12 protein-coding genes are annotated in these 13,528 nt (G+C 65.1%); 2 read left to right on the plus strand and 10 right to left on the minus strand.

The genetic code is table 11. The features are described 5' to 3' along the window. Positions 1–49 precede the first annotated feature (49 nt). The 3 genes from GJV37_RS22040 to GJV37_RS22050 all read right to left on the minus strand — a co-directional run bounded on the left by GJV37_RS22040 (position 50) and on the right by GJV37_RS22050 (position 2,394). On the minus strand, positions 50–721 hold the full coding sequence (locus tag GJV37_RS22040) for a YceH family protein (RefSeq protein WP_193452948.1): 672 nt from the start codon (positions 719–721) through the stop codon (positions 50–52). A 61-nt stretch (positions 722–782) separates the two neighbouring features. Then, a complete protein-coding gene (locus GJV37_RS22045) occupies positions 783–1,538 on the minus strand; it encodes a cache domain-containing protein (RefSeq protein ID WP_024764808.1) in 756 nt (251 codons plus the stop codon). Positions 1,539–1,647: 109 nt separating this feature from the next. Continuing rightward, the gene (locus GJV37_RS22050; RefSeq protein WP_037016039.1) at positions 1,648–2,394 is read right to left on the minus strand and encodes a FadR/GntR family transcriptional regulator; all 747 of its coding nucleotides are present in this window, start codon (positions 2,392–2,394) and stop codon (positions 1,648–1,650) included. A 304-nt stretch (positions 2,395–2,698) separates the two neighbouring features. On the opposite strand from GJV37_RS22050, the gene GJV37_RS22055 reads away from it, so the two are divergent. Both GJV37_RS22055 and GJV37_RS22060 read left to right on the plus strand, forming a co-directional pair. Continuing rightward, positions 2,699–4,192 (plus strand): aldehyde dehydrogenase, encoded by a 1,494-nt coding sequence (locus GJV37_RS22055; protein WP_170858962.1) that lies wholly within the window; start codon positions 2,699–2,701, stop codon positions 4,190–4,192. A gap of 131 nt (positions 4,193–4,323) precedes the next feature. Further along, positions 4,324–5,808 carry an APC family permease gene (locus GJV37_RS22060; RefSeq protein WP_193452949.1) on the plus strand — a complete coding sequence of 495 codons (1,485 nt, stop codon included), beginning with the start codon at positions 4,324–4,326 and terminating at the stop codon, positions 5,806–5,808. Positions 5,809–5,958: 150 nt separating this feature from the next. Here GJV37_RS22060 and GJV37_RS22065 read toward each other — a convergent pair whose 3' ends face one another. The 7 genes from GJV37_RS22065 to GJV37_RS22095 form a co-directional block, all read right to left on the minus strand. Then, positions 5,959–6,630 carry a flavin reductase family protein gene (locus tag GJV37_RS22065; protein WP_193452950.1) on the minus strand — a complete coding sequence of 224 codons (672 nt, stop codon included), beginning with the start codon at positions 6,628–6,630 and terminating at the stop codon, positions 5,959–5,961. Between the two features lie 11 nt (positions 6,631–6,641). After that, positions 6,642–8,141, minus strand: a complete 1,500-nt coding sequence (locus tag GJV37_RS22070; RefSeq protein WP_193452951.1) for an amidohydrolase family protein — start codon at positions 8,139–8,141, stop codon at positions 6,642–6,644. After that, positions 8,138–9,337: an amidohydrolase family protein gene (locus GJV37_RS22075; protein ID WP_024764791.1), complete on the minus strand. Its 1,200-nt coding sequence runs from the start codon at positions 9,335–9,337 to the stop codon at positions 8,138–8,140. Before GJV37_RS22075 ends, GJV37_RS22070 begins: the two co-directional genes overlap by 4 nt. Positions 9,338–9,555: 218 nt before the next feature. Next, positions 9,556–10,608: an extracellular solute-binding protein gene (locus tag GJV37_RS22080; RefSeq protein ID WP_024764790.1), complete on the minus strand. Its 1,053-nt coding sequence runs from the start codon at positions 10,606–10,608 to the stop codon at positions 9,556–9,558. A 42-nt stretch (positions 10,609–10,650) separates the two neighbouring features. Next, on the minus strand, positions 10,651–11,442 hold the full coding sequence (locus GJV37_RS22085) for an ABC transporter permease (RefSeq protein WP_038803366.1): 792 nt from the start codon (positions 11,440–11,442) through the stop codon (positions 10,651–10,653). Next, positions 11,439–12,347: an ABC transporter permease gene (locus GJV37_RS22090; RefSeq protein ID WP_193452952.1), complete on the minus strand. Its 909-nt coding sequence runs from the start codon at positions 12,345–12,347 to the stop codon at positions 11,439–11,441. Before GJV37_RS22090 ends, GJV37_RS22085 begins: the two co-directional genes overlap by 4 nt. A 1-nt stretch (position 12,348) precedes the next feature. Then, a complete protein-coding gene (locus GJV37_RS22095; RefSeq protein ID WP_193452953.1) occupies positions 12,349–13,419 on the minus strand; it encodes an ABC transporter ATP-binding protein in 1,071 nt (356 codons plus the stop codon). Between the last annotated feature and the right edge of the window lie 109 nt (positions 13,420–13,528).

A 13,528-nucleotide genomic window follows, 5' to 3' on the forward strand; every position in this document is an offset into this window, starting at 1 on the left:
GATTAGCGTCGCGCAGATTGACCTGGGTCCACCTGCGCGGTGCATCGCATCAGTCGCGCGAGACGCCCAGCTCCAGCAAGGCGAGACGCTCTTCGAGAGCCGCAATGCGGCCTTCCAGCTCGACCAGTCGCCCTTCGTCATGACCGTCGCCGTCACTGCGCTCCCCAGAGGCACGGCTACCGCTGGCGGCGATGGCGGCCTCGCGGTCCTCCTCGGTGCCCAGCAAATGCATATAGCGGTCTTCGCGCTGGCCGCCCAGGCGTTCCAACTGCACGGCCATGCCGCGGCCGGCGAGGCGTTCGAGCTGGTGGCGAACTTCCTCGGTGTCGTCGAAGTCGTGCATGCGCTGGCTGCGGGTGAGCAGTTCGTTGAGCGTCTGCGGGCCGCGCAGGAACAGCAGGCCGAGCAGTATCACCTGCGGCTTGACCAGCTCCAGCGCCTTGTCCAGGCGCTGCTCCCAGCGGTCGGCGCGGCTGCCCATCACCAGGCGGGTCATCTCGCGGCCTTCGAGGTGGCGCAGGGATTGGCCGACCTGGCCGGAAGTCAGGTTCATCACCGGGTCGCGGCTGGTCTTCTGGTTGCAGGCGGTGACCAGGGCGTTGAGGGTCAGCGGGTAGGCTTCGGGCGTGGTGAGCTGCTTTTCGATCAGGCATCCGAGTACGCGAGCATCCACGGCGCTCAGCGGTTCGAAGTCGGGCAGTGTGTCGAGCGACTGGCTCATGGCGGTTTCCGTCAGGTTGGGAACCGCCCTAGCCTAGCCAATTGCGCAGCGTTTGGCAGCCTCAGGCCGCGCCGGACAGTCGGCGGTTCAGCGGTCGCTCGATGACTGCCCAGTGGGAAAAGGATGCTGCCAGCTCCTGTTCGCGGCCCTGCGCATCGCGCCCCAGCGAGCGGTAGGCAAGGTCGCCAGCGAACCAGTTGGCAGTGTTTGCGGCCACCACGCGGCCCTCGCCGTTGACCACCAGGGCCTCATGCCCCATCTGCATCAGGTTGCCCAGCAACACGCCCTCGAACTCATGCAGGGCAATATCGGCGGCGGCGACGCCGATGAAGCGACCGTCCACCTGGATCGGCACGGAGAAGGCGAGGATGTACAGGTCGGTGCCATAGAGATCGACGAAGGGCCCGACCACCGAGGGCTGGCCGCTGGCGCGCGGGCGCGAGAACCAGGGCATGTTGAGGTAGTTGTAGAAGCTCTCGCTGCGCCGGTTGAAGTTCAGGCTCATGGGCACGACCTTGTCGCCGCGGCCGTGGTACCACCACTCCAGGTACATGTCCTGGTCGGCCAGTTCGCCCGGCTCGATCACCACGCCGGTGCCGTGCAGACGCGTACCGTCATCGGTGAGGTCGTGCTGGATGCGCGGGCGCAGTGCACCGAGATCCTTCGAGGACGGACGCTTGCCTTCCTCCGCCAGCGCCCGCCAGATCGCCACGACGTCGCCCGCCAGTTCGTCGAGACGCTGGAAAACGTTACGGATGGAAGCGTCAATGCGCTGGGCGCAGCGCTGGAGTTCATCCGAGGGTTGTTCGCTGGACATGACCGGGTGCCTCGCTGTTCTTGTTATCGCGCAGGCCAGAGAGGCCCGCTCAGTCGGTTCGCTGCGCACCCACTCGTGCGCGCCGGGAAAGCAGCAAGCGTTGTGCCACTCAGCCGTCGTCGGCCAGCAAGCTCAGGCGCAGATTGATCAGCCGCCTGATGCCCCGGGTGACGTGGGCTTCGGCCAGCGCGCTGGCGAGATTCGAGTCGCCCGCACTGATCGCTTCGAGAATGGCGCGGTGTTCCTGCTCGATGGCCGCAGCGCCCGGAAAGCCTTCCACCAGCAGCCAAAGCCATTCGCCGATTTCCGCCTGCAGGCGCGTCTCCGCGTGGGTCAGGCGCACGGACTGGGCGGCGACGGCAATCTCGATATGGAAACGCGCATCGGCGCGGCGTTGTTCCTGCCGAGTCGTGGCGTTCGCCAGCGCATCCAGGTACTGAGCGATGCGCGCCTGCTCATCGGAGGTGGAGCGTTGCGCCGCCAGGCGCGCAGCGGCGCCGGCGATGGCGACATGCTCGTCGCCCAGGTCGCGCAGTTCCAGCGCACTCATCTGGCGCAGTTGCCCCAGCAGAGCGTCCTCGGACGTGTGCTGCGGCGAGCAGACAAAACTCCCGCCATTACGCCCACGGCGGGTTTCGATCACGCCGCGTTCGCGCAAATCCGCCAGCGCATCGCGCAGGGTCACGGTGGCGACGCCGAACTGCATGGCCAACTCGCTTTCGCTGGGCAGTTGCTCGCCCTCGGCGTAGAGGCCGAGATCGACCATCTCCACCAGACGGCGCGCGACTTCCTCGGTGCGCCCTTCCTGGCGCAGGCGCATGAAGCTGGCGGGGCGGACTTTCCTGAATTCGTTCATAGGCGGCAGTGCGAAGGGGGCGCTTGGGACGGACGCTTCCTGCGCGAAAAGTTCCTGTTCTGGCGGTGATGACGAAGTCTATCTGCAGGCTGGCAGCACCTTCGTTCAAAACTATGTCTCCATATTTTTAAATCGCTTTCGGCACTTTCAGCAAGGTATTTCGCTCTGAAAAGAGCTTTGAAACGTTCATTCTTCGACCTGTATTGGCAACCGCAAAATCTTAAGATATGGTTTCAAATGTATTTTCCAGCGACGGTCCGCAGGCCGTCTCCGCCCACAACAGCAAGAACGAGGAGCGATACGCATGAGCCAGCCAAACCGCGCCGAATGGGAAGCCCGCGCCAAGGCCTTGAAGATCGAAGGCCGCGCCTTCATCCAGGGCGAGTACCTCGCCGCCGCCTCCGGCGACACCTTCGATTGCATCAGCCCGGTGGATGGCCGTCTGCTGGCCAAGGTCGCCAGCTGTGACGCCGCCGACGCCGAGCGTGCCGTGCAGAGCGCCCGCGCCACCTTCGACTCCGGCGTCTGGTCGCGTGAAGCGCCAGCCACCCGCAAGGCCGTGATGATCCGCTTCGCCGCCCTGCTGGAAGAACATGCCGAGGAGCTGGCGCTGCTGGAAACCCTGGACATGGGCAAGCCCATTGGCGATTCGCTGAACGTCGACCTGCCAGGCGCCGCCGACTCCCTGCGCTGGAGCGGCGAGGCCATCGACAAGGTCTACGACGAAGTCGCTGCGACCGCCCATGACCAGCTCGGCCTGGTCACCCGCGAACCGGTGGGCGTGGTCGCCGCCATCGTGCCGTGGAACTTCCCGCTGATGATGGCGGCCTGGAAGCTTGGCCCGGCGCTGGCCACCGGCAACTCGGTGATTCTCAAGCCGTCCGAGCGCTCGCCGCTGACCGCCATCCGCATCGCCCAGCTGGCCATCGACGCTGGCCTGCCGGCCGGGGTGCTGAACGTGCTGCCCGGCTACGGCCATACCGTCGGCAAGGCCCTGGCGCTGCACATGGATGTGGATACCGCGGTCTTCACCGGCTCCACCAAGATCGCCAAGCAGCTGCTGGTCTACGCCGGCGAATCGAACATGAAGCGCGTCTGGCTGGAAGCTGGCGGCAAGAGCCCGAACATCGTCTTCGAGGACGCACCGGACCTGCAGGCCGCCGCCGAAGCAGCCGCCGCCGCCATCGCCTTCAACCAGGGCGAAGTCTGCACCGCCGGATCTCGCCTGCTGGTGCAGAAGTCGATCAAGGCAAAGTTCCTGCCGCTGGTGGTCGAGGCGCTCAAAGGCTGGAAAGCTGGCCATCCGCTGGACCCGGAAACCAACGTCGGCGCCCTGGTCGATGGTCGCCAGCTGGAGCAGGTGCTCGGCTATATCCAGGCAGGCCAGGACGAAGGCGCGAAGATCCTCACCGGCGGTAAGCGCGTGCTGGAGGAAACCGGTGGCACCTACGTCGAGCCGACCCTGTTCGACGGCGTGAGCAACGCGATGAAGATCGCCCGCGAGGAAATCTTCGGCCCGGTGCTCTCGGTCATCGAGTTCGAGGACGCCGAAGAAGCGATCCGCATCGCCAACGACACCCCGTACGGGCTGGCGGCGGCAGTCTGGACCCGTGACATCTCCAAGGCCCACCTCACCGCTCGTGCCCTGCGCGCCGGCAGCGTGTGGGTGAACATGTACGACGGCGGCGACATGACCGCGCCCTTCGGCGGCTTCAAGCAGTCTGGCAATGGCCGCGACAAGTCGCTGCACGCCTTCGACAAGTACACCGAGCTGAAGGCGACCTGGATCAAGCTGTAACGCGATCCGGAACACGAGAGGTTTGGAGCAAGACGGCGCGCGGCTGATGCCGCGCGCCGAACAATAACAACAACGCTTTCCGTTGCACCCGATTGGCTGCCGACGCGAAAACCTCAGACAGGAACCCCACGATGAACAGCTCTATCCAGCCAGGCGCCGCCCTGGACCGCGACGCGGAGCAACTACGCGCGCTGGGCTACACCTCCAATTTCAAACGCAGCATGACCCTCTGGCAGAACTTCGCCCTGGGCTTCACCTACCTCTCGCCGGTGGTCGGCGTGTACACCCTGTTCGGCCTGTGCCTGGCCGCCGGCGGACCGCCAATGTTCTGGTCCTACCTGCTGGTGGGTATCGGGCAGATGCTGGTGTGCCTGATCTTCTGCGAAGTCGTCTCGCAGTTCCCCATCTCCGGTGGCGTGTATCCCTGGGCGCGACGCCTGGTGGGCAAGCGCTGGGCCTGGATGGTCGGCTGGATCTACTCCGTGTCGCTGTGCGTGACCATCGCCGCCGTGGCACTTGGCGCGGGCCCGTACATCGCCACACTGCTCGGCTTCGAATCCACGCCGGTGACCAACACCTTCGTCGCCCTGGCGCTGACGGTGATCGCCACCCTGCTCAACCTGTCCGGCACCAAGCTGCTGGCCCGCGTGGCGATGTTCGGCTTTATCTGCGAACTGCTCGGCGCGCTGGTGATCGGCACCTACCTGCTGATCTTCGAGCGTCACCAGCCGTTCTCGGTGCTGTTCAACACCTTCGACATCCGCATCGACGGCAGCTACTGGCCGGCCTTCCTCACCGCCTCGCTGGCGGGGATGTTCCTCTACTACGGCTTCGAGGCCTGCGGTGATGTCGCCGAGGAAACCCCGAACCCCAGCCGCCGGATTCCCAAGGCCATGCGCATGACCATCTGGATCGGCGGCGGCGCGGCCATCTTCGCCGCCCTGGCGCTGATCCTCGCGGTACCGGACATGCAGGCAGTGATCTCCGGAACCGACAAGGACCCGATGACCACCATCCTCGACAACGCCTTCGGCGTGGCCGGCGCGCGCCTGGTGATGGCGGTGATCATCGTCTCGTTCGTCTCCTGCGTGCTCAGCCTGCAGGCCGCCGCCAGCCGCCTGCTCTACTCCTACGCCCGCGACGAAATGGTGATGGGCAGCGGCCTGCTCAAACGCCTGTCGCCCAACACCCACGTACCGGTGGCTGCACTGATCGCCTGCGGCGTGATCCCAAGCGTGATCGTCTGCGCCGGTTTCTATCTGCAGAACGCCATCGCCATGGTGGTGAGCTTCGCCGCCATCGGCATCTACCTGTCGTTCCAGATGATCGTCGGCGGCGCGCTGTTCGCCCGCCTGCGTGGCTGGAAGCCGAGCGGCGCCTTCACCCTGGGCAACTGGGGCTGGATCGTGAACATCCTGGCGCTGACCTACGGCGTGCTGGCGATCATCAACATGTCCTGGCCGCGCACGCCGGATGCGCCCTGGTACCTGAACTACGGGATCATCCTGGTGGGCGGCATCGTGATCGTCCTGGGCCTGGCCTACATGACCCTGTTTCGACCCTACGACAAGGGCACCGCGCCCCACGGGGATGCGTGGAAGCTGCATCAGCAGTAAGTGTTGGAGTGAAATGAAAACGCCCGGCAGGATGCCGGGCATTCTCATTTCTGCGGAAAGTTTTGTGAAGGAGCGAGCTTGCTCGCGAACGGATTCACCGGGTAATTCGGCGTTGGGCGGGTTCGCGAGCAAGCTCGCTCCTACAAGGGTTCAGGCAAGCTCTTCGGTTTCGGGCCAGAGGCGCTGCCCTGCGCCGGGAGCCTCCATCCACTGCTTGAGCGACCGCGTCGGCAAGTCGAAATACTCCCGCGTGCGCGCGTAGCCATGCCCGCCCATGCGGCCGATGGCATCGAGGCCGAGCTGGTCGATGTACAGCGTGGCCGGGTCGATCAGCTCGTCGCGCACATGGGCCATCAGCACTTCGCCGAGGATGATCTCCCGCGACTGGCCGATGGACAGTGCCATCATCCGCCGACACTCCAGCGCCACCGGCGCCTCGCCGATGCGCGGGCAGCCAACGCGGGTGCCGGGGATGGCGGTGAGGCCGGCGGCGACCAGTTCGTCGAAGCCTGGCTCGAAGGGCACGGCGCAGACGTTCATGGCTTCCACCAGCGCGTCGGAGACGATGTTCACGGTGAATTCCTGATTGTTACGGATGTTCAGCGTGGTGTCCTTCGGGCTCAGGTCGCTGTAGTTCTCCACGCCCAGGGCGAGGATCGGCGGGTCGGCAGAAAGGGCGTTGAAGAAGCTGAAGGGCGCGGCATTGGCCCGACCTTCCGAGTCGATGGTCGTGACCAGCGCGATGGGCCGCGGCACGACGCTGCCGATGAGGATTTTGTATTTCTCGCGGGCGGACAGCTGCTGGAAGTCGAAGCTGAGCATGGATTGATCCTTCAATGAGCCTGCGGTGCGTGGGCATCGAGCAGCGGTGCGGCGGTGCTGTACGAGTCGGCAAAGGGAATCGCGGAACGGAACAGCGTGCGCCACGGCGGGTTGCCAAAGGCACGCTCTGCGTGGTGCTGCATCTGTTTCTGGAACAGTGCGTCAGCGCGGTGTTGCAGGTCGGCGTAATCGACGCCGATCACCTGGCCGCCCTGCATCACGCTGCGGCCGTCGATGAAGCTGGCGATGCAATCGTCGCCGCGGCCGGCGGTGAACAGGTTCTTCAGCGGATCGAAGAATGGCCCCTGGTGGAAATCACCCAGGCGGAACACCGTGATGTCCGCACGCGCGCCGACGGCGAGACGGCCGAGGTCATCGCGGCCCAGCGCCTGGGCACCGCCGAGGGTGGCGGCGTTGTACAGATCGAGCATGCGCGTGTGCTCGGCATCACCCTCCTTCACCCGCGCGATGTTCAGGCCCTGGCGCAGGTTGTCGAGCATGTCCGCCGGGAAGGTGTCGGTGCCCATGGCGAGATTGATGCCGCGCGCGCGGTAGGCACCGAAGGAATCCAGCGCGTCACCCTCGCGGGCAAACACCACGGGGCAATGCACCAGGCTTGCGCCGGTGTCGGCGAGGCGCTGCAATTCGTGATCGCCGCTGTGCAGGATGCCGTGGGGCAGCACGCTGCGCGGGTTGAGCAAGCCATAATGGTCAAGCCACTGCAGCGAGGACGTGTCGCGCAGACGACGCACCAGCTCCACTTCGTAGCGCGACTGGCAGCAGTGCAGGCGCAGCGGCGCGTTCAGTTCACGCTGGATGGCGGCGGTGCGTTCCAGCAGCGCGGGTGTGCAGGTTTCGATGCGATCGGGCAACAGCGCGCCGCGTACCAGGCTATTGTGTGCACCGTCGAAGTCGCGGAAGAAGCGTTCGGCTTCCTTCAATCCGGCGAGCCCTGCGGCTTCATCCCAGTGCTGCGCGGGGCTGCCGTCAGCGCGAGCGTAGGTCATCCCGCTCATGTAGCAGGGACCGAGATAGGTGCGCAGGCCCAACTCACCGGAGAGCGCGGCAACCCCGGCGAATTCGTCGTAGTGCTCGGCCCAGCGCCGGTAGTACATGGAGGTGATCGGCATGGCGGTGGTGATGCCGTTGCGGATCAGCTGGGTGAAGGCGTAACGGTATTTGAACAGCTCCTCGTCCGCGCTGTAGCACTCGCTCGGGCCGGCGCGCAGATAGTCCTCGGACCAGACGCGGCCCATGTTCCATTCGGCGCCGTTATCCAGGGTGAGCACCGTGGAATCGAGATCGCCCAGCGCATCAAGATCAATGAAACCGGGGCCGACCAGCGCGTGGCCGTAATCGATCCACTGGCCGACGTCACCAGGAAAGCCGCGTCCGACGAAGAGTATTTTCCCGTCCTCGAACACGACTTCGCCGTGACGCCAGAGCACATGCTGCGTGCCGTCGAAGCCGACCACGAAGCTGGCTTTCAGGCCGAGGCGCGCACTGCTCACAGGCGCGACTCCAGCAGCCGCCCATGCTCGGCGATCAGCCTGCCGGCCTTGAATACCTGACGCTGCGCTGGACGCGCGACCACGGCCTCGCCGAGGGATTCGACCGGTAGCAGGAGGAAGTCCGCTGGCGCACCGACCTCGATACGCGCCGGCTCCCGGCCCAGCGCGCGAGCGCCGTTGGCAGTGGCAGCGGCGAAGGCGGCGGCAAGGTCGTCGTCCTTGCACAGGTCGAAGCGGAAGGCCAACAGCATGGCGCGTTCGAGCATGTCGCCGTTGCCCATGGGCGACCAGGCATCGCGGATGCCATCGCTGCCCAGGCACAGGTTCACGCCGGCTTCGCGCAAGGCGAGGAACGGCGGCACCGGGGTATCGGCCGGAGCGGAGCTCATCAGGGAAATGCCCAGCTCGGAGAGCCGCTCGGCCAGCGGCTCGACCTGCTCCCAGGGCGCCATGCCCAGGCAGTAGGCGTGGCTGATCATGACCTTGCCTTGCAGACCGTGGCGCTCGGTGTAATCGGCGATGCGGGCGATCTGCCAGAGACCCAGCTCGCCCTTGTCGTGCAGATGGATATCGACGCCCCGGCCGAATTCCACGGCCAGGCCGAAGACGATATCCAGCTGGGCGATGGGGTCGTCGTCGATGCCACAGGGGTCGAGGCCGCCGACGTTTTCCACGCCCAGTTGCATCGCCTCGCGCATCAGCTCGGCGGTGCCAGGGCGACTGACTAGGCCGGTCTGCGGGAAGACCACGAACTGCATGTCGATCAGATCAGCGTACCGTTCGCGTAGCGCCTGCATGGCGACCACATGGCGCAGGCCCAGCTCGGGGTCGATGTCCACGTGGCAACGGAAGGTCAGCGAGCCGCGGGCGATGCACTGCTCCAGCAGCGCGCCGGCACGCTCGGAAATCGGCGCCTCGATCTCGCGCAGAACGCGGCGTTCGTTGGCAATGTAGTCCTTGAGCGTCGGCCCGGCGCTGTTAGGCCGCCAGGGTTGGCCCCAGAGTGTCTTGTCCAGGTGGCAATGGCTCTCTACCAGCGGCGGCAGCAGGAGCTGGCCGGCACCGTCGACGTCGTCCGGTGCAATGGCGACGCCGCTCGCCGGGCGGCGCTCGGCGATGCGGCCGTTGTGGATCAGGAAATCTTCCGCCGCGTTACCGAGCGGACGGATGTTGCGCAGCCAGTAGCTGTCGGTCATGGGGACCTCGGATCTTGTTGAAAACGTAGGGCGGATAACCGCTTGCGGTTATCCGCCAATGAGCTCGAAGGCGCGCGCTCCGGGTTCAAACTGGTAGGAGCGAGCTTGCTCGCGAACCGCACAACGTCGGTCAACCCGGAGTCTGTTCGCGAGCAAGGACTAGGCGTCCCCCTCGGTCCTATGAAGAGCAGCCCCGGGTACGGAGCCCGGTCGGACCATCAGCCCTTCAGCTTGGACCAGATGCGGTCCTGCAGCTCGCGGGACTTGTTGCTGCACTCCTTTTCCAGGCGCAGGCGCTGTGCGTATTCCTCGGGCATGTTGATGGCGTCCATGACCTTCCACTTGGCGTCGAGCAACTGGTCGGTCTGGATGCCATTGGAATAGGCGATGGCGTTGGTCACCGCGGCGGCGTTCTCCGGCTTCATCATCCAGTTGATGAAGACCTTGGCGTTCTCCGGATGCGGCGCGCTTTTCGGCACGGCAAAGTTGTCCTGGAAGGACGCCACGCCCTCGCGCGGGTAGACGTACTTGATGGTGCTCTTCTGCAAGGTGGCGCGGGCGGTGGAGCCGTTCCAGTTCTGCATCAGCACCACTTCGCCGGAGGCCATGCGGTCTACGGTGTTGTCCGAGCTGTACATCTTCAGGAAGGGCTTCTGCTTCTGCAGCAGTTCGAGAATCTTCTTCGCATCCTGCGGGTTCTCGGTGCACTCGTCGACGTTGAGGTAATGAGCGGCGGCGTTGATCAGGCTGCTCGGCGTGTCGAGCGCGGCGACCTGCCCCTGCAGCTCCGGACGCGGCTCGAAGAACTCCTTCCACGAGTCATCCAGCTTGCCGCCCGGCACCCGCGCGCTGTCGTAGGAGAAACCGGTGGTGCCCCACAGGTAGGGCGCCGAGTACTTGCGACCGGGATCGAAGCCCGGATCGCGGAAGGCCGGTTTGACGAACTGGAAGTTGGCCAGCGTGGGCGTGTCGATTTCCAGCAGCAGGTCCTGGTTGATCAGCGTCTGCATGATCGAGTGCGACGGCACGATCACGTCGTATGCCGCACCGCCGGCCTGCAGTTTCGCCAGCAGGGTTTCATTGCTGTCGTAGCCGTCCATGGTGACCTTGATGCCGGTCTCCTTCTCGAACTTGGCCAGCAGTTCCACCGGGTAGTAGTCGGTCCAGTTGTAGAAGAACAGCTGCTTGGGTTCCTCGGCCTGGGCGACGCCCGCGGCCAGCAGGACGAGGGACAAACCGGCAAGGCCGTGACGCAGGGCATTCAACTTCATAGGGCTCTCCGAAAAGCTAAAGGTCAGGGTCGGCAGTCGTTATCAAGCGTCGGGTTTGCCGCGTTGGCCAAGCCAGTACGACAGCACCACGAGGACGATGGAAATCACCAGCATGAGAGTCGAGATGGCATTGATCTCGGGCGTCACCCCGGCCTTGATGGCCGAGAAGATGTAGACCGGCAGCGTCGTCGAGCCGGGGCCGGCGACGAAGAAGGTCATGATGAAGTCGTCGAGGCTGACCACGAACGCCAGCACCGCACCGGACAGCACCGCCGGCCACAGCAGCGGCAGCGTCACCCGGCGGAACACCTGGTACGGGCTGGCGTACAAATCTCCGGCGGCTTCCAGCAGGCTCTTGTCCAGATCGTTCAGGCGCGCGCGGATCGGCAGGTAAGCGAAGGGAATGCAGAAGCCGACATGGGCGACGATCACCGTCAGCAGGCCAAGCTTGATGCCCAGCGACATGAACAGCAGCAGCGTGGCCACCGCGATGACGATCTCCGGCAGGATCAGCGGCAGGTTGATCCCGCCTTCCACCAGCCGCCGCCCGTAGAACGGCCGCGAGGTCGCCAGCGCCGCCGCCAGGGCAATCGCCGTGGACAGCACGGTAGCGAAGCCGGCGACCACCAGCGAGTTGAATGCAGCGGCCTGGATCGAGGGGTTGGCGACGATCTTGCCGTACCAGGCGAAGGAGAATTCGGTCCACACCGTGGCCGAGCGGTTGGCGTTGAAGCTGTAGGCGATCAACACGAAGATCGGCAGGTACAGATAGGCCAGCACCAGCAAGCTGGTTTCGCGGGTGCCGGGGAGTTTCTTCAGGTGCTGGGCGATCATGTCGAGGCTCCCAGGTGGACGGCCTTGGCCGCGCGGCGGCTGTACAGGGCGAACGCGATCAGCGCGAGCAGCATGATCGCCAGCAGCAGGAACGACAGCGAACCGCCCAGGGGCCAGTTGCGCGCGGTGCCGAACTGTTGCTGGATCAGGTTGCCGATCATCAGCGTCTTGCCGCCGCCGAGGATGGCGGGGGTGATGAAGGCGCCCAGGCTTGGCACGAACACCAGCAGGGAGCCGGCGATCACGCCCGGCATGGACAGCGGCAGGATCACCCGACGCAGTGCCTTCCAGCGGTTGGCACCAAGGTCGTAGGCGGCCTCGACGAGACGCCAGTCGAGCTTCTCCAGGGTCGAGTAGATCGGCAGGATCATGAACGGCAGGAAGCTGTAGACCAGCCCGACGCAGACTGCGAAGTCGTTGTACAGCAGGGTGATGCCGCCAGCCTGGGGAAACAGCGCGTTGACTGTCTGGGCGATCCAGCCGTGCTCGCGCAGGATGATCAGCCAGGCGTAGTTGCGGATCAGCAGGTTGGTCCAGAACGGGATGGTGATCAGCAGCACCATGAGGTTGCGCGAGCGCTCGCTCAGGCTGGTCATCCACAGCGCCACCGGGAAGCCGAAGAGGAAGCACAGCAGCGTGGTGCCGCCGGCCTGGAACAGCGAGCGCAGCAGCGCCTGGGCGTAGACCCAGTTGGGCTCCAGGTTGCCGTCGAAATCCTCTTGGAAGAACAGCTGCACATAACTCTGGATCTGCCAGTCGGCGTGCCAGTCGACGCCGCCGTAGAGGTTGCGCGGCAGCAGGCTGATGTAGCCCATGATCGCCAGCGGGATGGCAATCAGCCCGAGCAGCGTCAGGGCCACCGGGCTGAGCAGCAACAGGCGTCGGGTGGTGGGCGACTCCTTCATCTCAAGCCTCCATCAGCAGGCAGGCCTGCGGCGGCAGGTGCACCGCCACGGCCTCGCCGACGTCACGGGCGCGGCCGCCCTCGTTGCTCTCGCGCAGGGTGATCTGCGAGGCATCGGGCAGGCGGCAGCGATACAGCGTGGCGGTGCCGACGTACATCACCGTCTCGATCACCGCACGCAGGTGGTGCGGCTGCGACGGGTCGACCAACTTCGAGCGCTCCGGGCGGAAGGCCAGTTGCACGCTGGCGCTGCTCAGGCCCGCCGGCATCTCGCAGGGGATTTCCGCGGCCATGGCGTTGGGGTGGAAGCCGCCCTGGCGCATCTGGCCGGGAAGGAAGTTGATGTCGCCGATGAACTGCGCGACGAAGCGATGCGTCGGGCGTTCGTAGATTTCGTTGGGCGTGCCGATCTGCATGATGTTGCCGTGGGACATCACGGCGATGCGGTCGGACAGGGTCAGCGCTTCTTCCTGGTCGTGGGTGACGAAGATGAAGGTGATGCCCGCCTCTTCCTGCACGCGCTTGAGCTCGACCTGCATTTCCTTGCGCAGCTTCAGGTCCAGCGCGGACAGCGGTTCGTCGAGTAGCAGGACCGATGGCTTGGGCGCCAGCGCCCGGGCCAGGGCCACGCGCTGTTGCTGACCGCCGGACAGCTCGGCCGGCTTGCGTCGCGCCAGGTGTTCCATCTGCACCAGCGCGAGCATTTCCTTCACCCGCTTCGGAATCTCCGAGCGCTGCAGGCCCTGCATCTCCAGGCCGAAAGCGATGTTCTCGCTCACCGACATGTGCGGGAACAGCGCATAGCTCTGGAACACGGTGTTGATACGACGACGGTAGGGCGGCAGGTCGTTGACCCGCTCGCCGCCGACGAGGATGTCGCCGGAGGTGACGTTCTCGAACCCGGCGATGCTGCGCAGCAGCGTGGTCTTGCCGCAGCCGGACGGCCCCAGCAGGGTGAAGAACTCGTTATGGGCGATGTCGACCGACACTTCGTTGAGGGCGGGAGCGACGCTGGGATCATCGGTGTAACGCTTGCTGACCCGACGCACCTCGACTGACGACGAGTGATTCATTTTGGTGCATTCCTCTTGTTTTTGTATGCAATATTTGAATGCAATCTAGAAATAGCTGATGTATTTTTCTTCTGCAACTGGTTTTGCGCGGACGGTTTTGCGGCATCCT

The organism is Pseudomonas nitroreducens, assembly GCF_010994165.1.
Lineage (GTDB): Bacteria > Pseudomonadota > Gammaproteobacteria > Pseudomonadales > Pseudomonadaceae > Pseudomonas > Pseudomonas nitroreducens.